Genomic DNA, 19228 nt, shown 5'->3' with positions numbered 1-19228 from the left:
ATAAGATCCGCTTTTCAGTACCGAGAAGGTTGGATGAAGTTAGGGACTGAGGAGCGGAGCGTACGTAGTTTGTACGTGAGCACCGGAGGTCCCGGCTGAATTCAAGATTCGATGCCGAGTTACTTCCTGATTTACTTCGTAATCAAAAGCGGATTATTTGTTGTCCCAGCCTGCTTGGATCTGCTTCAACGCATCATCCAGATTCGCCGCACCGCTGACATAGTCGGTCATGCCTTTCCAGAACGTACCCGCCCCAACGCTTCCCGGCATCAGATCGGAGCCATCGAAGCGCAGCGTCGAAGCTTCTTGAACGAGCTTCGCCATCCTGCGGTCAGAATCTGTTGTATACCAATCCAGCGATGCATCATTCATCGGAGCGATGACCCCGCCGGACTGTACCCAGGTCTTAATTGATTCGCCTGTCGTGAAGAACTCCATGACCGCGCGAACCTCTGGACGGTCGTTGAACATCGAATAAATATCCCCCGCTACCAGCACCGGCTTCCCGTACTGCTCATCAATCGGCGGGAAATAGAACCAGGTTACATCCTCGTCGATCTTGGCTGTCTCCGGAAAGAAGCTGGTGATAAAGTTGGCCTGACGGTGCAGCCATGCCTTCGGCGGATTGTCGAACATCGGGGCTGTGGCATCACCAAAGGCTGTCGTAACGATCGACTTGGTGCCGCCGTATACATAATCTTTGTTCATCCAGATCTGCGACATCAGTTCTACGGCATGCTTCACTTCCGGTGAAGTGAACGGAAGCTCGCCCTTGACCCATTTATCGTAATTCTCTGGAGTAGTCGTACGGAGCATGATATCCTCGACCCAGTCCGTCGCTGTCCAGCCTGTCGCCGCGCCGCTCTCGATCCCGATCGTCCAAGGCGCATCGCCGTCCTTGGCGATCTGTTCCGTTAACGCCATCAGCTCATCCCAGGTCTCCGGAATTTGATATCCGGCATCTTCAAATTGCTTCTTCGGATACCAGACCAGGCTCTTCACATTACTGCGGTTCCATATCCCGGTCATAATATCGCCGTCCTTACCCGGCATGGTCGCCATATCAAGCCAGCTCTGATTGTAATTGGACTTCAATTTATTGATATCGAGAATATTGTTCAGATCTATGACCTTGCCCGTCTTGGCAATTGAAGCGAGCAAGCCCGGCTGCGGGAAATCAGCAATATCCGGCGCATTCCCGCCATCTACACGGATATTGATCGTTGCCTCGAACTCCTTGGAGCCTTCGTATTGAATATCGATGCCCGTCTTCTCCTCAAAGTCCTTAATGCTATTCTCGAACTTGACTTGGTCAGCATCTACGAAGGGACCGAACATCGTTACTTTCGTTCCCTTATATTCGCCCTTCAGCGCTAATTCAAGCGGCGAGCCTTGTGTATCTGAGCCTTGATTGCCATTCGTATTCGAGTTGTCGGGAGATTTCCCCTGATTCCCCTCATTCTTCTGATTATCACCAGGCTGATTCGCCGTCTTCCCCTCATTACCGCCTCCCCCGCAGGCACTTAACAGCATTGCGAAGGATAGGCATAAGATGAGCAGCAGCGAGACTTTGTGTGTGAGAAATTTTCTCATATTTTCATACATCCCCTCTAACCGTTATTAAGTTCTGTCATGCGTCTGTTTGCCAGCCTGTGGTAGTACACATCACCCCTTTGCAAAGCTTTTCAGAAATTTACCGGATAAAATCATATCGATTGGTTTATTCATCTTTGTATGCGCTGTTAGTCGGTAATATGCCTGAACCTGTAATATACTGCTCACGCCTCATTATCTCTCTCGTGTAGATTCGCGAATCATCAGCTGATGCTCTAGAATCTCTCTGCGGATCTCTACTCTTCCGGTGGTAATCAGCTCATGCAGCTTCTCAGCCGCACGATAACCGAGCTGATAGATCGGTTGGGCGACGGTCGTCAGCTTGGGAATGAACATGCCAGCCATGCGTACATTATCGAATCCAATGATGGAGATCTGCCCGGGAACGAGTATATTCCGATCCTTCAGATAGGAGATCGCCCCCATGGCGAACTCATCCGACACGCAGAACAGTGCTGTTAACTCAGGGTAACTTGTTAGCAGATCATGTGTCGCAGCATAGGCATGATTGAAGCGGTAATTAGCGTAGCTTACTTTGCTTGTATTGTCCGGAAGACCGAATTCAGTAATTGCCCGGATGAACCCTGCGTACCTCGGCGGTCCGGATATGGAGTTGTCATGGCGGAAACCGATCATCCCGATATCCCGGTGGCCTAATCCGATCAGGAATTTAACGGCGTCATAAGACGCCGCCTCATCATCGATCTCGATGCAGGGGAGGCTATATTCCTCCGAATGGGTGGAGACAAGCACTGTTGGGATTTTGCAGTCCGTTAATTTGCGATAATATTCCGGCAGCATGGCATCGCTAGCGAAGACGATCCCGTCAACCTGCTTCTCATGGAAGTTGTCAATGTAGGCCAGCAGACGTTCCTTATTCCTGTCCGTGTTGCAGATCATCAGGCTGTAGCCAAGTTTAATGCAGGCATCCTGCATGCCGCGAATCATCCCTGCATAATACATGCTCTCAATGTCGGGAATGAGCAGGCCGAGGGTGAACGACTTCTTGTAAATGAGTCCTCTGGCAAAAGCGTTCGGCTGGTACTTTAACGCCTCGATCGCTTCCAACACCCGCAGCCGCTTACTCTTGCCTACCATCTGCGGCGTATTCATCACCCGGGATACGGTGCTGATCGAAACCCCCGCCCGCCTGGCAACATCATGAATTGTAGGCTTCAATGGTCACGACCTCTTTTCCGAAAAGCTTTTCAGTTCCATATGTATGCAACATCAAGGCCGTTTCATTCGTCATCTGGAATAAGAATAAATAGCAGACAGAAGCGGGGAATTGATAGAACATTTCACTGAGATAAGTCAGCCATACAATCATTCTCGTGCAGCTTATATGTTCAAGCCTAAGTCGCTTTACACGGGGGGAGGAGAACTATGAGAGGATTAGTTATGATACGAAGATACTGGTTACTAGCTATCTGCATGCTTACTATTGTGCTTGCGGGGTACGTGTTAACGGCATGTTCCGTGCTTGGAGGTGAGACTGATCGGGACCAAGTGCAGGTGAGTACAACTCACAATCCTACTGGTGAGGAGGTGCTCAAGCTCAATCCTGACGCCGACATCTTCATGTTCGGGGATCTTATCTTCACCAAAGCCGATCCGTCGAGTTGGGTTCAAGAATTAAAGTTCGAAGATCAGAGCAAGGTCGGAGAGATTACAGCTGTATATGATAAGCAAGACAGCTTCATTAATGGCATGTCTACGAAGCTGCCTGTCGGAACTGAAATTTACGCTCCTTCGCCCCGGCAAGGAGGAGAAATTCTCATCATTGAGTTGGACGGTAAGCAGCACCGCTATTTGGCGCTTATTGAAGGGTAAGGTAGGATAGATTCCTGAAAATCGAGTGTAAACACAGCAAAGCCGCTGCTCTCACTGCATTATCGCAGTGGAACAACGGCTTTGAATATCTAACCTACTAGCCATTTACAGCCGCGAACTGACTGTTGTACAGATTGGCGTAGTACCCGCCGCTCTCCAGCAGCTGTTCATGACTGCCGCTCTCGACGACATCCCCGTCCTTCATGTATAGGATCATATCGGCCTCACGGATCGTCGACAGTCGGTGGGCGATGACGAAGCTCGTTCTGCCTTCCATCATCTTCAGGAACGCCGCCTGGATACGGATCTCCGTCAGCGTATCAATGCTGCTCGTCGCTTCATCGAGAATCAGCATCGGCGGATCAACCAGCATAACCCGAGCGATCGTCAGGAGCTGCTTCTGTCCCTGGGACAGGCTGTCACCGGAGCCGCTGATTACCGTATCATAGCCCTGTGGCAGCCGCTTGATGAAGCTGTGGGCGTTAGCCGCCTTCGCGGCAGCAATAACCTCCTCCTGGCTTGCATTCGGCTTCCCATAGGCGATATTGTCACGGATCGTCCCGCCGAACAACCAGGTATCCTGCAGCACCATCCCGAAGGTATGGCGTAAGCTGTCACGGGTCATATCGTTAATGTTAATGCCGTCTATCGCAATCTCGCCAGCGTCAACGTCATAGAATCGCATTAACAGATTCACCAGCGTTGTCTTGCCAGCACCGGTCTGTCCCACGATCGCGATCCGCGTGCCTGGTTCGACAACGAGGTTCAAATCGGTAATAAGGGGCCGGTCAGGCTGATAAGCGAACTTCACATGACGGAACGTAATCGTCCCCTGCTTCGCCGGGATATGAACTGCATCGTCAGCATCCGGTGACTCTGCGGCTTCATCAAGCACCTGGAAGATACGCTGCGCCGAGGCGGTAGCTGATTGCAGCTGCGTAATTACGCCGGTAATCTCGTTGAACGGCTTAGCGAATAGATTGGCATAGATCAGGAAGCTGGACAGTCCCCCGACCGATATTCTGGACATGATGACCATAATACTCCCAATTAAGGCGATGATTGAGAAGGTAACATTGTTCACCAAACGGGTGGATGGATTTGACAGAGAGCTGACGAATTGCGATTTTACTCCGGTGTGATACAATTCATCATTTCGCGCTGTGAACTCCGCAAAAGAGTGGTCTTCATAACGGAAGGCCTGGACCACCTTCTGCCCGCCGATCATCTCCTCGACATAACCATTCAGCCCACCCAATATACGGGCCTGATCACGAAATAGCTGCTGGGAGCGCATCGTGATGAACCGCGCTACGAAGAAGGCCGCTGGTGCAGATAACAGCACGACGATGGTCATGAGCGGATTCGTATACAGCATGAGTGCGATCGCCCCGATGATTGTAACAACGCCGGTTAATAGTGTGGAGAAGCCTTGCAGCAACCCGTCCGATATGGCATCCATATCGTTGACGAATCGGCTGATGCTGTCCCCGTGCGGATGATTATCATGATACTTCAGCGGCAGAACATTCAGCCTGTCGAACATTTCGCTGCGCAGATCATTAACCGTTTGATAAGCAAGCCGATTCGTAAGATATGTCAACAGCCAGCCGAACAAGCTTCCGATGAGATACACCAGACCAAGCTGCGTAAGCAGTCTGAATATGTCCGTGAACTCTACGGCACCCTTGCCGACCATATGGTCGATTGTAATCCCGATCATAAATGGGCCGATCAAGCTGGAAGCTACGCTAATAATCGCACTAATGAAGGCCCAGACTGTATAGCTTTTATATTTTCCGGTATAAGTCAGCAGTCTTCCCCATGTTTGCTTCATGTTCATCGTTGTCCTGCCTCCTCATTAGAGAACTGTGAGCGGCAAATCTCTTGATAGACACTGCAATCGCGCTTGAGTTCAGCATCAGTGCCGATGCCGACAATCCGTCCATCTTCGATGACGATGATCTTATCCGCCTGCTGCACGGTGCTAACCCGCTGCGAGACGAGGAATACCGTCATTCCCTGGCTGTTCTCCCGGATCGACCTTCTTAACGCCGCATCTGTGGCAAAATCGAGCGCACTCGAAGAATCATCAAGGATAAGTATATCGGGACTGGCGACAATTGCCCGGGCGATCGTTAAGCGCTGCTTCTGCCCACCCGACAGATTAAGTCCGCCCCTGGACACCGGAGTGTTATAGCCTTCCGGCATTTTCGATATGAATTCATCAGCCTGTGCAATGACAGCCGCCTGCTTGACCTCTTCATCCGCAGCTAATTCATTGCCCCAGCGGATGTTATCGGCAACCGTCCCTGTGAAGAGCAGTGCCTTCTGCGGAACGATCCCGATCTTGCCGCGCAGCTCATGCAGGCTATAATCCCTTACGTCGATCCCATTGATGAGGATACGCCCGGAGGTAGCGTCATAAAATCTCGGAATCAGGTTCACAAATGTAGATTTGCCTGAACCGGTACCACCGATAATGCCCACGGTCTCGCCACGTCTTATCTCTACCGATATATCTGTCAGAGCCGGATCACCCGTTGCGCTATATCCGAAGGTGACATGATCAAATACAACAGCGGGACTATCCTTCTTATCTTCTATTTTCGCTGTAGACTGGTTTCGCTCTTCTGGCGCAGGGTCAGCAATGGAAGGAACGGTGTCGAGCACCTCATTGATCCGAGCTGCCGAGGATGCTGCCTTGGTAAATATAATAATCAGGTTCGACACGACGATCAAAGCGAGCAAAATTTGCGTGACATAGTTAATAAAGGCGATGATCTCGCCAGAAGATAATGTCCCCGCATTAATGTGGATACCGCCAACCCATAGAATAGCGATAATCGCCCCGTTGACAACAACCGTCGTTACCGGACTAAGCAGCGCAGACACCCGTCCTACTCGAATCGCAGTAGCCGTAATGTCGTCGGAAGCCTCGCGGAATCTTGCCTTCTCGGCCTGTCTCTTCGCGAACGCACGGATGACGCGAACCCCCGTTAGATTCTCGCTCAATACTAGTGCGATTCTGTCCAGTTTCTTCTGGTATAACCGATACATAGGTGCTGTCTTGGTAATAATCAAATATAGAATAATAGCAAACACTGGTGTTGCGGCTAGCAGAACAAGCGACAGTCTAAAATCAAGCAGCATCGACATGATGATTGCCCCAATGCATATGAACGGGGCGCGAATCACGAGCCGAATCAGCATCGCTACCGCGATCTGCAGCTGATTGACATCATTTGTGATACGGTTGATCAATGATGGTGTCCCAAAGCGGTCAATCTCAGCATAAGACAGCGTCGAGACATGCCGGAACAGCGTATTACGCAGCGTTGTCCCGAAGCCCTGTGATGCCCGTGCCGCATAATATTGACAGATCAGCGAACTGCCAAAGCCGAGTATCGACATGACGACCATTAAGCCGCCCATCTTCCATACATAACCGATATCATTCCTGCCAATCCCATGGTTCACAATCAGGGCCACTATCGTCGGTAGAAGCAGCTCCAGAATTGCCTCCACCAGCTTAAAGAAAGGGCCTAGAATACTTTCCTTCTTGTAAGGTTTTAAAAATGCAGCGAGTCTAAACAAAGTATCATCCCCATTATGACTGTTATAAAGGCCGCTTTTGAACTGATAAACCGGCCATTCTGAACTTGGATTAAAAAGTTAATTTCATGCATTACAAAGGGTTTGACGAAATTTATTTACCGGATATGATTATGACATAACATCTTCCATATTAATAATATTTGATTTATATCTAATGTATATGAAATTAATATGTCAGCATAAAAGGAGAACCTTATGGACATCAGGCAGTTGAAATATTTCCTGACAATTGCGGAGGAAGGCCAGATTACCTCTGCTGCCAAAAAGCTGCAAATGGCTCAACCCCCGCTCAGCCAACAGCTTAAGCTGTTGGAGGAGGAGCTTGGCGTGAAGCTGGTAGAGCGCGGTCCTCGCAGTATTCGGCTTACCGACGCAGGGGAGATTCTGCGCCGCAGAGCGCAGCAAATTGTAGATTTAACAGACTCGACGTCCAGAGAAGTCAGCGATTTTGCCAAAGGATTAAAGGGAACATTAGCGATCGGTACGGTGTCCTCCTCAGGAGCGACATTATTAAAGGATAGATTATCCGAATTTCACAAAACTTACACCGGAATCAAATTTGAAATCCATGAGGGCAACACGTTCAGGGTCATTGAATTGCTGCAGAGTGGCCTCATCGAAGTAGGGATCGTTAGAACTCCTTTTCATAATGCGGGGATAGGTTACAAATATGCCGAAAGCGAGCCGATGATCGCCGTGATGACCCCGGAGCTGGATTGGAGCGGCGGGCGGGATACCCTTGGAATCGAAGAGCTGCGCGAGCGCCCTCTGGTCATTTACCGCCGATTTGAGCAACTGATCCGCGAGACATGCCAGAAATCCGGCTTCGATCCAAACCTTTTTTGCAAAAATGATGATGCCCGGACCACCCTACTATGGGCCAATGCCGGCCTCGGTATCGGAATTATCCCGAAATCCGCGTTCGAGCTGGCGAACCACAGCAATCTGATCTATAAGGTAATCGACAGTCCCTACCTCCAGACCCGGGTCGCTGCAATCTGGATCAAGGACCGTTACATGTCCTCGTTGGCTAGAAAGTTCCTGGAGAGCTTCAGTAAGGAATAATAAAGAAAAGGAGTGAGCCGGCTATTCACCGTTCACTCCTTTGAATTTTGACCATAGGGGATTTTGTTTTTTTTCCTCAAACAAGGCTCTAATATCATTGAACCATTTCTTGCTGCTACCGCCAAAAATCAATGTATTTGATCTTTTGTTCTTAATTCCCTTTTTTACTTCCACATCCCCAAATGGATCAATTTTGTACTCTAGTGTTAGATTAGTATCAGATATTAACTCAATCCGTAATTCAAAAGAATCACTCGTATAATTTTTTATGGGACCTATGTGAGGAAATAATTTAATGACTGTTCTACCTTCTAGGAGTCGGATTACTTCAGCGATCTCTTCCTCGTCCGTTGTTCTGATTTGTTGAATAGTTGCCCCTATACCAGGCTTATTATCAAATAGTCCTATAACTACTCCCTTAACATGCTCATGTTTATAGAAACTATTTGTATACATATACCCAGTATATAAAACATAACTCAGCAGTCCGAAAATGAGTAAACATATCAATATTATGCTTTTTTTCTTACTCAATACGATGTTTCCTCCACAGAATTAAGTTTCAAAATGTTTAACTAATCCCTGCTCTATTTCACGAATGCTTAACCGTACGATCGCCCCGTTGGCCGTGCCAACATACAATTCATCTCCCGATCTGTTGATTGTTCCGTTACGCGACTCCAGCTCACGCAGCTCTGCGTAGCCCATCAGCATATTTTGCATCCGTCCCAGCAGATCCCCGCTCTGTCGATCGATAACGATCAGGTTCGGGCCATAGGGGAGAAGCAAGTAATCGCTCATCACAATATATCCGCCTCCGGCAAAGTAGGACATATTCTCTGCCTCGGCAGTAGTGTGATTCATTTGCCATACCGGTTTGCCATCTCCTAGCCTTGCCGCTGTAGGAATCCCATCGGCCAAGAAATATAATATGTCCCCGGCGATGGTTCCCTTGGAGGCTCGCCCCTTCATCGTCCACAGTTCCTGCCCCCGCTCCGCATCATACAGTGTCGATTCATATTGCTCCTCGCTCCGGTTAACACCAGTATGATTGGCGGTCTTCATCATGCGCTGCACAAGCAAATAACGCTCATCGAGCATCTCGATTCGTGCATTAGCAGTCAAGGAATACTCGGCCAAGCTGTTCCCCGTCCGCAAATCCAACAGCATCCATCGATCGCCAAGCTGCACCCAGCGCCTGAACGAAGGCGGCTCGAAGGGATTGATCCTTGGTCCTCCCGGATAGTAGGCATCGTAACTAGCGTAGTCAGACTGCTGCCCTTGCAGCTCAACCGTCCACTTCACCTGCCCGGAACTTGGATCATAAGCGTTCAAGGCTTTCTGATCTCGAACCAGCACATAAGGATCTCGACCACCTGCATTGAATATTTGAGCCTTCGCGGGAACTTCCCGCTTCCATTTCAGCTTCCCCGTAGTATTGTCGAAGACAGATAATTGCGCGGGATGATCCTTCTCTTCCGTGTCTGGAGTCTCCAGCATAATTACGCTGTTTTGCGCCAGCCCCATTCCAACTCTATACCCCTGGTCCTCAGACTTTCTCTCCCATAGAACCTTGCCATCGGATATACGGATCTGTCGCAATCTGTTCTCGTATTGCTTCGCCTCCGGATTATAATCCGTCAAGATCGTCACCATATCACCGGAACCTGCTGCTTCCGCCTGCAAAATTCCAAAACCGGCCTCCACCTGCCACAGCTTGTTGCCATCCGTCCGGGTGACCGCATATATATTAGAGCTCTGATGCATTCCGCTGAAGCCGCCATCATCTCCCTTGATTAACAATACATCCGGAGTAGCCGCCAGCAAGTAAGCAAAATCCAAATCCCCCTGCTGTCTCCATAACGGATCCATCTGCAATGTCTCTGACACAGGAGTATTCATAAAATGATAAGAATAACGATAGTCCAGCCCAGTGTAGATGCTCCTGCTCCCATCTGCACCAGGAATGATCCAACTGGTCCCCTCCAGCTTGCCTTCCTGGGAGAAGATCACTAAGAACTGCCCGTCAGGCCGTTCGTAACGCCAGGTCTTTCCCAACTGCATCGGCTTTCCGTTCTCCATCTGCAAGTTCCCTGAAGTTTCGATAAATTGCGGTGCGCCTAGCAGTTTCTTCACATATGAACTATCTGTGCCGGGAACCAGCAGCCAGCTGGCCATATTTCTGATCATATCCGTGGATATTTTGGAGCTAGGGGCGAAGATTCCCGGAGGAAGCGGAACTTCACTCGCTATATCCTGCTTCTGAATCCACAATAGAACCGGCCGATAGATTTCTCCGTCCTGCTGCCAAGGCTCGGGATTCGCGAGCACACCTACCCAGCTCTTCCATTGGGCTACAGCAACCCATTCAGAGTCACCTGTCACTTTGTTATCCCATGTGATCGAACTGTTCGGAGCTAACGCCAGCTTAGCCTTGCTGCTTAGAGTAATCCACCTCATATCTCCAAGCTGTACTAACTGACCCGCATCCTTCGTCCAATACCATAGCGGGGTCCAGACCTCACCTAGATCATCGGAATAAATCTTAAGCAGCTCGCCCTTCATATCACGGACTTTGAATCTGTCTCCCCTCTGCCCGTAATATGAGACGTTCAATTTATGGATGTCACTCCTGGTGGTCATCTGCTCTGGAAATAGAGGAACCCGCTGTTGTGCCTCCAGGGAGTCCCCTTTTCTCGGAAGGACACTACTAGAGAAATCGGTCGCGGCAATCGTTGTATTACTAGTCTCAGCCCCCAGAGCTACATCTAGCGGAGAAAGTATTAAAAGAGTACATAACCCTATCCCTGCAGCCACCTTGCTTAACGGTATCATCGCCTTATCTCCTTCATGAACCATTATCAGAATATGTGCTTATTTATTACCGATTAGAATGATTTATTTCATTAGACGAGAGACATTCGGAAAAGTTCTGGAGTGATATGTAAATAGGATACAAAAAGCCTTCAGCTCCCTGTGTTCAGGAAACCGAAGGCTTACTGTGATTTGCGATCTATTCTGCAATTATCCCTTCTTGATGGCGATTGAGAATATCACTGTCTTGGCTGGGTTATCGACCAGTACATTGACGGTATAATCTCCGAGATCGGCCTGCTTGGAAGCTAACGGTCTGCCTGCTTCAACTTCAGCACAAATCGCATCGAACCAACGATTGAAGGCAATCGCGTCATAAGTGAATAACTGATTGGCGAAGAGTTGGATTGGCTCCTTGTTCCGTGCCAGGGTGCCTTCACGCAGTCGCACCGTAATTCCATACGTATTGTAGGCCGGATCGAGCCAAATTGCCGCTTCTTCGGTCGAAGCCTTCGCGTTTGTGTTGCCCAGCACCGTGCTCTCCTGCACCGCCTTCTTCTCTTTCTCATCCTTAAACAGACGAAGCGTCGTATCGAACAGATCATAATTGGTTCCGCGCAGCTGTCCCGCCTGCTTCAAAGTATCGTAGGCGTCCCACATTTTCTTATCCGGGAAGGCGACAATCTTCTGTCCGCCACCGTTCGTCGGTACTAGCCGTTGCAGCATATCTGCCCGTGGAAGAACTGGAATACGCTTTGTTTTATCAGTCAGACGATTCAAGATAACGAGTGACTCAGCACGGGTGACATAACGGCCTACGCCAAATTTGCCATCCGGATATCCTTCCATGATTCCTTTGATTAAGGACTCAGCAATGAATTTCTGCTCTCGATCATTAGCGCTCGTTAAATCTCCATAGCCTTGTGCAACTGAGCGGCTGAACTGTTCATCTTCTAGATATTCGGTTTCCTGCAGGGTGTAGAACAATACTTCCGCTACATTCTCACGGGTCATATTCGCCTGAAAATCACTATACCGGCCTTTATTCAGAAAATTCAGATCACTGGCAACATCTATGTAAGGTTTGGCCCAGTACCCAGTCATTGCTGGCTTGAAATTGAAATATCGGTAATCCTGCTTCAGGATTGTCCGGTTCTCCTCAGAGAGGGAGTCAAGGAAGGAGCTCTTCCAGCTTCGCTCCAGATTCGGATGCTGCTCACTGTAAGACATAATCAACATCTTGATGAACTGATCGACCTTCACTGGCTCGTTCGGGCGGAAGCTTCCGTCCGGATAACCGTCCAGAATGCCTTGTTGCACCATGGCCTCGATCTCTTGCCTTGCCCAATGCCCTCTAATGTCATTGAATGCCGGATCCTTCGCTTCTACGGGTACCGCCCCCACCTCGGCTTGAGATACCCCGGCGAATAGCCCGACGATCAAGCTAAGAGATAGGAGGATACGCACACCTCTTGGCTTGATTAAATGAATTCTCATAGATATGCCCCCTGAATAATATAATACAAGCTGCATGACAGCAAAATCTTGCACCATTATTCAGAAAACCACAATTCTAGACAATTGTGAATAGGCCGTACGGGCCGCCGAAAACCGTTACAATTGTTCGAAAAATGGCGCTGGATGGACCGCGCTAGCGGTCGAGTTTGCAACTTTATACCGATACCTCAAGGTATTTGGGATTATAACTTAGTACCTAGACGAGAGAAGTGGTGATAGAATCGTTTTAATTTTAAAGTTCAGGCGCTATAATGTAAGGTAATCCTATTGATTTACTAGTATCCGATGGAGAGGAAGAGAGACATGACTCATATATCTATTAAATTATCGCAGAGCACCGCTATTTTGCTGGAGCATGCCCGCAGAGCAGGAATGTCTGACCAAGCGATTCTTGCTGCGGTCGAAGCGAAAGATTCTGCCGCCTTTCAGCAAATTGAAGATGAACGCTTCAATTATGAGAACTTCATCAGCTATGCCGAAGAACATGGAGAGAGACTGGCCGAAGCTATTAAGGAAGGATATCGCCTGACTTTTAATACCCGTAATGGGCTAAAAAGCTGGCTGGAGCAAGCCTTTGGCCTGCAAGGCGGCCAAGATTTCGAAGTAGGCGAGGGGATCATCGAGAAATTGCACCTCACCGAGCAGCAAGCCGAACTGGTTCATCAGCGCTTGGCCGTGAACTGGACTGTGGCTGAAGCCAACGAAGTTCCTGACGGCAAGGAATTGACGCTGAAGCTGCGTGCGCCAGAGGTTAATATTTAAGATCAACCTAACGGGTTCCGTTATGAGCTGCAAGAACATCAATATGTTAGGCGTTGGTATTAGTTATAAAAAGTGCCGAAAAGACAGTAAGTTAGACGATCCTTTCGGCATTTTATTATTGTAGGATTGGATGATAGGCTACTCCATCAATCATCATAAGACAATCCGAATCAATAAACTCCGTCGTTGAGGTCATTCTAGCTGGAAATCGATCTGTTTCAAAGTAGTCACAAAATACCTTTTCCATTTCGGGTAAATCCTTTATGTTCTTTAGATAAACATGAACCTTCACGACACTGTCTAATGATGCATTGCATTGTAGAAGTGTCTTTTTCAGATGTTCAAAGGTGTCATGAATCTGCTGAGTGAACGTCTCACCGAACCCTCTATGTAACCCTAAAAATATGTAATCCCCGGCCATAACTGCGGACGAATAACTGAAAGGTGTAGGAATTCGATTTATCATAGCTAACATCCCCCTTATTCCATAATTTCAAAATCACTTATAAATTATAGAACATGCGTTCCCCGTTGGCAATATTTACACTCTATAAACTCAACTCAATTAAGACTCAGTGATCGTAATATTGTCACTTGCTGTTAACTCCTTTATTAGTACTGTGCAGCCGACTTCGCCAATATAATCTAAAAATAGGGTATCACATTGGCTTCTTCTATTTTCAGGAAGGAAAGATGAGCATATGCCGATACGTCCACCGATATTACAGAAGGGAGATACCGTTGGAATCGTTACCTTAGGCAGCCCGTTAGCAGCAAATATCATTGATGAACGGATCGAATTTTTGAAAGCAATGGGGCTTAATGTCCGATTGGGTCAATTTGTATATGCGCAAGATGGGTTTCTAGCTGGAACAGACGAGCAGCGAGCATCCGATTTGATGAGGATGTTTCAAGATGAGCAAGTTAAAATGATACTGCCCACCAGAGGCGGTACAGGAGTGGCCGGAATTCTTCCGTACCTGGATTATAATGTGATCCGGAATAATCCAAAAATCGTTACAGGCTACAGTGACATAACGGTATTATTGAACGTACTGTATGAATTTGTGGATTTAATAACATTCCATAGTCTGCTGCTTATTGACTTCAAATCCGACACACCTAATTATAATTTTGACCAATTTTTCTCGGCGACATCTCTTTACTTATTAACCAGACCGATCCTGAATCCGCCGGGAATGCCGCTAAATAGCCGGGTACCTGGAAACGTTACGGGGCCTTTAGTGGGCGGTAATCTGACATCTTTTGTCGATACATTGGGCACGCCATTCGAAATCGATACACGGGGCAAAATTCTCGTTCTTGAAGAAACTCATGAACCTACTAATACCGTCTACAGATACTTAAATCATTTGAAGCTGGCCGGAAAATTTAATGACTGCATCGGCATTATTATGGGGGAATGCACGGGCTGCCAGGCGGCGTACGGCAAGTCCTATGAGGATATAATCGAAGAATTCATAGTACCTCTCGGTAAGCCGCTAATAACCAACCTAGCTACAGGCCATGGTGTTTATAAAGCGGCTTTGCCGATTGGCGCAACGGTTAATCTCGATTCAATCAATAGTTCAATAACTGTGGTTGAGCCTACCGTCAGCTTATAACGTTTATAGGCTCTCTTCGGCAAATCCGTGGTTTGGAATAGATTTGTCCGACTTTATACTATTTTCATTCTGAAGCAACCTTAATAGCTACATTGTCCTGAAATGTATGATGACTACCGCAGGAATTAAATAAAGAGTCTGCACATGCAGACTCCTAAGATACAACTATTCCTTTACAATCTACTCTTGGATCATACTCTCCGCAACAGCTACAAGATCTTCTTTCGTCAGAGGACTCTTCTTGAAGGTGGAAATCTCGTATTTCAATTGGTTTTCGGCATCTTCCCAGCTTAACTTTGTGGAGTACAAATCATTGGAATTCGTGGAGTATAGTGCATCGATCCCGTTAATGCTTAAGTTTTCAAACTTTTCCCCTTTACCTGGTACCCGGGTGACTTCCGTAGTGAACGGCTCAATTTTCTTGGAAGTGATACGGATTATATCCGAATCTTTGGAGAAGATCATCTCCGCCCCACCGGCTTCGCTCCATTTCAGCTTTTTCGCGTAATATTTCTTCCCTTTCGCCTCTGCTTTGAGATCTTTCAGCATACTTTCATACGACTTGGTAAGAAACTGAGGATATGGCGGTACGATCTCCCCAGACTTAAACACATAACCTTCCGGGAGCCCACCGATCTGCTGCAATTTCGGGGCTTTGTATTGGGACAACAGCTTTGTATATTCATCGTAATCTGAACTGGTTATACCGAGATAGTTAAAAGACAGCGAATTGTCAGTCCCGTCATACAGCACGGTTAAATGACCTGGTTTTACTTCTTTCGGATGAAATATATCCATAGCCTCTTTTTTCTGACGTTCAAGATTGTTCTTACTTGATGTCGCCTGTGTCTTCGTCTGTTTCTGCGGCGCAGCGCCTGCCTCTGTAGCAAATCCGCCTGCTGATCCCAACACTAGCAGAATGCTTGTAGTGGCAATGATCATTTTCTTCGTAAGGTTCATGGATGAATCTCCTTTCGCCATGTAGGCATGTGGTTTGGTTTACTTATATAAACCCTGAGCCTCTGGAAAAGGGACACTATGAGAGGTTGTTTAAAAAGTCCCCCTTTGATCACGGAGCAATACTGCTAGCTTAATCGGCATCGAATCTTGAATTCAGCCGGGCCTTCCGGTGCTCACGTACCCACTACGTAAGCTCCACTCCTCAGTCCCTAGCCTCATCCAACCTTCTCGGTGCTGAAAGTCTGACTTTTTAAACACACACTATAAAGTGAAGTTATTTCACCATATTGCCTGCAAAGCGGATAAATTCGGACTTGGACAAGGCACTATCCGGATTATCGAATACGGAATAATAAATCTCTGCTTCTTCATCAAGCCACTCCAATTTGTGCTTGTAGTAGACAGTATCCGCTTCGGTTGTTTCTGCCTCCATATAAACCATTTCCTGACCGCCTGCCGTCAGCTTCTCGACCGATACGCCCTTGGGATACTTCGTTATTACCGAGGATGGGTGTTTTTTCCGTATAAAAGCATTAATATCGATCGTATCCTTCCCATTGCTATAGATCACCTTGGCACTCCCCGCTTTATTCCAAGTCAACGGCTTGATGAATAATTTAGCACCACTAGTTGAGGATTCAGCCATTTGAATAAACTCTGGTTCTAACTTATGCAGATTTGCCAAACTGGCCTCGCCTTCCGTCACACTGACAAATACATTTCCTTCTGTAAAAGAGTACCCTTTAGGCAAATACTTGGGCTCAGCCAACATTGGCCCAGATGTGATTTCAAGCTGCTTCTTCAATTCCGCGAAACTGCTGTACACCACCGGTTTAAACTCGGTTTTAACCATATTAGCTCGGTTATAGGCATTCAGTGTATCGTCATGAATGTAGTAAGCCACAAGCTCACCCGGTTTAAGTTGGGCCTGGACACGCTCTTTATACTCAGACAGCAGCTTATCATATGTTTTGGCATGGGGAGTATACTGATCTTCTATAATTTCCTTCGTTTCAACAATGACTTCACCTTTTGAATTCATAATTTGCACGTACCGGGAAGCCGCATAGCCTGTTAAGGAGGACAGCACCAAAATGATGCAGGCAATCGTGACAATGGCTCCAGTCCGGTGTCGAAACTTTTTTGTACCTTTGCGCCGCCCGTGAATTTCCTGCACCCGATTCATCACGCTCATTCGCACATCAATGTCATCCGGCTCCTTATTCATGAGAAGCTCCTTGATCTGATCATCTTGAAGTGTAACTTTGGCTTTTCGCATAACCTGCTCCCTCCTTCTGCTCCATTAGTTTCTGCAGCTTCAGCTTAAGCCGCCCGTACTTCTTCTTCACCGCTTCCGTGCTTTTTCCGGATATTTCTCCAATCTCGGCAAAAGACTTCTCCTCAAGCACCCGTAATATCAATAAACTCCGTTCGTCCGCGCTTAAAGCTGTTATAGCAGATGCCAACGGCTCCCCGAATAATCGGTTCGTCATCGTCTGCTCCGCACTTTCCGTAATCGTCTCTTGGTGGAACCAGCTCTGGAATTTACGCTGGATGCTGCGTTTACGAAGCAGATTCAAACAATGGTAGTGCGCGATCTTGTACAGCCAGGATGAGAAGCTGCCCGTCGGATTATACTTGTCTATTTTTTCGTAGGCTTTAACTAGAATGTCCTGTACGGCATCCTCCGCTTCCTGCCGGTTACCTAACATACGACTGCAATATCGATAAATCGGAACCTGGAACGTCTCAACGATATGTACATACTTGTTCACTTCGCCCGCTTTGACTTGCATCACGCATTCCTCAACAAACTCCATCAAGCCATCCTCCCCTCTAACTATGTATAACACTTAAAGAACGGTAGAAGGGACAGTTTTCAAAAAAATGAATTAGGTACACGCAGAAAAAAAGCCATGATCACAATCGATCATAGCCTTCAAAGTCCTTAAACTATATCTCCAACCTTATATCTAGTCCCAGTCCATAAAAGGGAAACTCCGCTGTTCCACTCAACTTCTTATCGTCAACAGTTATCACATTGTTCTTTCTTAATAATATTGACTTATCATTTAACTCGAGAGTGCAGTCTCCATCCATATTGTGCAGCAATTTTCCAATGAAGGCCATTAACTCATAAGCCCAGTTAGTATAAGGAACTATAATATCAATGAGTAATCTATATAATCGTCGGATAGCCGCCAATCATACTACTTTAGGAATCGAGTGACTTTGGTTAAGACTTGATTCCGATGAACGACATCATTGTGCTTCGATTTAGCAAGGTAATGCGTGAGGCTTAGCTCGACTTGTTCCTGTGACATCGGGACATTGACATACTTGATGAAGATTCCAATCAGTTCATTAAGATCGGATCCATGTCCTAACACATTCTCCCGCCGCATCAGGGTTAGGGCGATATCTAAAGGTAGTCGTTTCATGGACTCGCCCTCCCTTCTGTCGACGGGGGCGGCTAGCTTTTGCTGAACGCTCCATTTCCTCTATAAGAGATATTGCCGCTGTGCTTCCTGTTCATCATATCCATTCTGTATCATGACATTCAGGATGGCGCTGGGGATGGAATCAGTGTAGCCATACAAGCAACTACGAAACCTTTCCCATGAGATGTCATACAGGACAACGAACGTCCGATGTGTCAGTCCTAGCTTCTGAATGCATTCTTTAACTGGATGATTCATGATTGATTTCTCCCTTCAAGTTGTCTTCCCTTATCGGTTAGACACTCTACAGGCAGAAATCACACCAGGCATACAAAGCAGAGGGCGATTCTTGAATCTTGAATTTGTCACATCGGAATAATTCATGAATAACAAGACAGCCTAGATTTAACGGTAACTCCCGAATGGATTTGACTATATCCCCGCATTCCGCCGCACTATTTGGATGCCATTCTCGATTCAGGACACTATCTATACAAGGGCAATAATAGTTTGAACTTGCATCTCCCGCCCGCATAATGGACGGTGCGTGATGCGTGGCGGTGGCAAATTACGCTTGATAGAAATGAATGAAAGGTATGCCTATTGTGAACGATATTCAACCAATAACCTTAACATTCTGCATCTCTGTTTTCAGTGAATCGATACGCAAACCCAAATCCTTAGCATCATCTAACCCTAGCTCATCAACAAAGTTATTAACATCAAAAGTTTTGATAATATTTCCTATTTCTTCGTATATTCGGGCAGATAGTACCCCATTGTTTATTTGAAGACGAGCTAAACTAATATAAAATATAGTCTTTTCAGTCGCTCCCTCTTCTATTACATTCGCAAACTCATACATACATCTTCCTCCAGCTTGCAGTGCATCTAATCCATCATTAATTGAATTACTGAATACCTCATCGACATATTCAATTAGCTCGATATATTCCCATTCTTGCATATTGTTCCCCC

General features: G+C 47.2%; 18 protein-coding genes. 4 read left to right on the top strand and 14 right to left on the bottom strand.

What is annotated here, in order from left to right; translation table 11 throughout:
• Positions 1-153: 153 nt before the first annotated feature.
• Positions 154-1593 (bottom strand): ABC transporter substrate-binding protein, encoded by a 1440-nt coding sequence (locus tag ABD014_RS09390; protein WP_343860241.1) that lies wholly within the window; start codon positions 1591-1593, stop codon positions 154-156.
• A gap of 195 nt (positions 1594-1788) precedes the next feature.
• The gene (locus tag ABD014_RS09385) at positions 1789-2793 is read right to left on the bottom strand and encodes a LacI family DNA-binding transcriptional regulator (RefSeq protein ID WP_343860239.1); all 1005 of its coding nucleotides are present in this window, start codon (positions 2791-2793) and stop codon (positions 1789-1791) included.
• 207 nt (positions 2794-3000) lie between these two features.
• Here ABD014_RS09385 and ABD014_RS09380 point away from each other — a divergent pair, with 207 nt between their 5' ends.
• Positions 3001-3447, top strand: coding sequence for a hypothetical protein (locus tag ABD014_RS09380; RefSeq protein ID WP_343860237.1), 447 nt, complete (start codon positions 3001-3003; stop codon positions 3445-3447).
• A 97-nt stretch (positions 3448-3544) separates the two neighbouring features.
• On the opposite strand, the gene ABD014_RS09375 is transcribed toward ABD014_RS09380, so the two are convergent.
• On the bottom strand, positions 3545-5290 hold the full coding sequence (locus tag ABD014_RS09375) for an ABC transporter ATP-binding protein (RefSeq protein WP_343860235.1): 1746 nt from the start codon (positions 5288-5290) through the stop codon (positions 3545-3547).
• Positions 5287-7044, bottom strand: coding sequence for an ABC transporter ATP-binding protein (locus ABD014_RS09370; RefSeq protein WP_343860233.1), 1758 nt, complete (start codon positions 7042-7044; stop codon positions 5287-5289). Before ABD014_RS09370 ends, ABD014_RS09375 begins: the two co-directional genes overlap by 4 nt.
• A gap of 216 nt (positions 7045-7260) precedes the next feature.
• Between ABD014_RS09370 and ABD014_RS09365 the strand changes: the two genes are divergently transcribed.
• Positions 7261-8130 carry a LysR family transcriptional regulator gene (locus ABD014_RS09365; protein ID WP_343860231.1) on the top strand — a complete coding sequence of 290 codons (870 nt, stop codon included), beginning with the start codon at positions 7261-7263 and terminating at the stop codon, positions 8128-8130.
• A 21-nt stretch (positions 8131-8151) separates the two neighbouring features.
• Here the strand turns inward: ABD014_RS09365 and ABD014_RS09360 are convergent, their stop codons facing one another.
• The 3 genes from ABD014_RS09360 to ABD014_RS09350 all read right to left on the bottom strand — a co-directional run bounded on the left by ABD014_RS09360 (position 8152) and on the right by ABD014_RS09350 (position 12441).
• A complete protein-coding gene (locus ABD014_RS09360) occupies positions 8152-8664 on the bottom strand; it encodes a hypothetical protein (protein ID WP_343860229.1) in 513 nt (170 codons plus the stop codon).
• A 21-nt stretch (positions 8665-8685) separates the two neighbouring features.
• Positions 8686-10965: an outer membrane protein assembly factor BamB family protein gene (locus tag ABD014_RS09355; protein WP_343860227.1), complete on the bottom strand. Its 2280-nt coding sequence runs from the start codon at positions 10963-10965 to the stop codon at positions 8686-8688.
• A gap of 189 nt (positions 10966-11154) precedes the next feature.
• Positions 11155-12441 (bottom strand): S-layer homology domain-containing protein, encoded by a 1287-nt coding sequence (locus ABD014_RS09350; protein ID WP_343860225.1) that lies wholly within the window; start codon positions 12439-12441, stop codon positions 11155-11157.
• A gap of 324 nt (positions 12442-12765) precedes the next feature.
• On the opposite strand from ABD014_RS09350, the gene ABD014_RS09345 reads away from it, so the two are divergent.
• Positions 12766-13224 carry a hypothetical protein gene (locus tag ABD014_RS09345; RefSeq protein WP_343860224.1) on the top strand — a complete coding sequence of 153 codons (459 nt, stop codon included), beginning with the start codon at positions 12766-12768 and terminating at the stop codon, positions 13222-13224.
• Between the two features lie 115 nt (positions 13225-13339).
• On the opposite strand, the gene ABD014_RS09340 is transcribed toward ABD014_RS09345, so the two are convergent.
• Positions 13340-13690, bottom strand: coding sequence for a RidA family protein (locus ABD014_RS09340; protein ID WP_343860222.1), 351 nt, complete (start codon positions 13688-13690; stop codon positions 13340-13342).
• Positions 13691-13925: 235 nt separating this feature from the next.
• Between ABD014_RS09340 and ABD014_RS09335 the strand changes: the two genes are divergently transcribed.
• Positions 13926-14849: a S66 peptidase family protein gene (locus tag ABD014_RS09335; protein ID WP_343860220.1), complete on the top strand. Its 924-nt coding sequence runs from the start codon at positions 13926-13928 to the stop codon at positions 14847-14849.
• Positions 14850-15029: 180 nt separating this feature from the next.
• On the opposite strand, the gene ABD014_RS09330 is transcribed toward ABD014_RS09335, so the two are convergent.
• The 6 genes from ABD014_RS09330 to ABD014_RS09305 form a co-directional block, all read right to left on the bottom strand.
• Complete coding sequence (locus ABD014_RS09330; RefSeq protein ID WP_343860218.1) at positions 15030-15809, bottom strand: DUF4367 domain-containing protein; 780 nt, start codon at positions 15807-15809, stop codon at positions 15030-15032.
• A gap of 274 nt (positions 15810-16083) precedes the next feature.
• On the bottom strand, positions 16084-17088 hold the full coding sequence (locus tag ABD014_RS09325; protein ID WP_343860216.1) for a DUF4367 domain-containing protein: 1005 nt from the start codon (positions 17086-17088) through the stop codon (positions 16084-16086).
• Entirely contained in the window at positions 17057-17629 is a 573-nt protein-coding gene (locus tag ABD014_RS09320; RefSeq protein WP_343860214.1) for an RNA polymerase sigma factor, read from the bottom strand. The genes ABD014_RS09325 and ABD014_RS09320 overlap by 32 nt, the downstream gene beginning before the upstream one ends.
• Positions 17630-18019: 390 nt before the next feature.
• Positions 18020-18250, bottom strand: coding sequence for a hypothetical protein (locus ABD014_RS09315; RefSeq protein ID WP_343860212.1), 231 nt, complete (start codon positions 18248-18250; stop codon positions 18020-18022).
• Between the two features lie 60 nt (positions 18251-18310).
• Positions 18311-18508, bottom strand: a complete 198-nt coding sequence (locus ABD014_RS09310; protein WP_343860210.1) for a preprotein translocase subunit TatA — start codon at positions 18506-18508, stop codon at positions 18311-18313.
• Between the two features lie 358 nt (positions 18509-18866).
• Positions 18867-19217: an Imm3 family immunity protein gene (locus ABD014_RS09305; protein ID WP_343860208.1), complete on the bottom strand. Its 351-nt coding sequence runs from the start codon at positions 19215-19217 to the stop codon at positions 18867-18869.
• Positions 19218-19228 lie beyond the last annotated feature (11 nt).

Origin of the sequence: Paenibacillus motobuensis (assembly GCF_039521865.1) — a bacterium.
Taxonomy (GTDB): Bacteria; Bacillota; Bacilli; order Paenibacillales; family Paenibacillaceae; genus Fontibacillus; species Fontibacillus motobuensis.
This window is presented reverse-complemented; position numbering and strand designations above follow the sequence as displayed.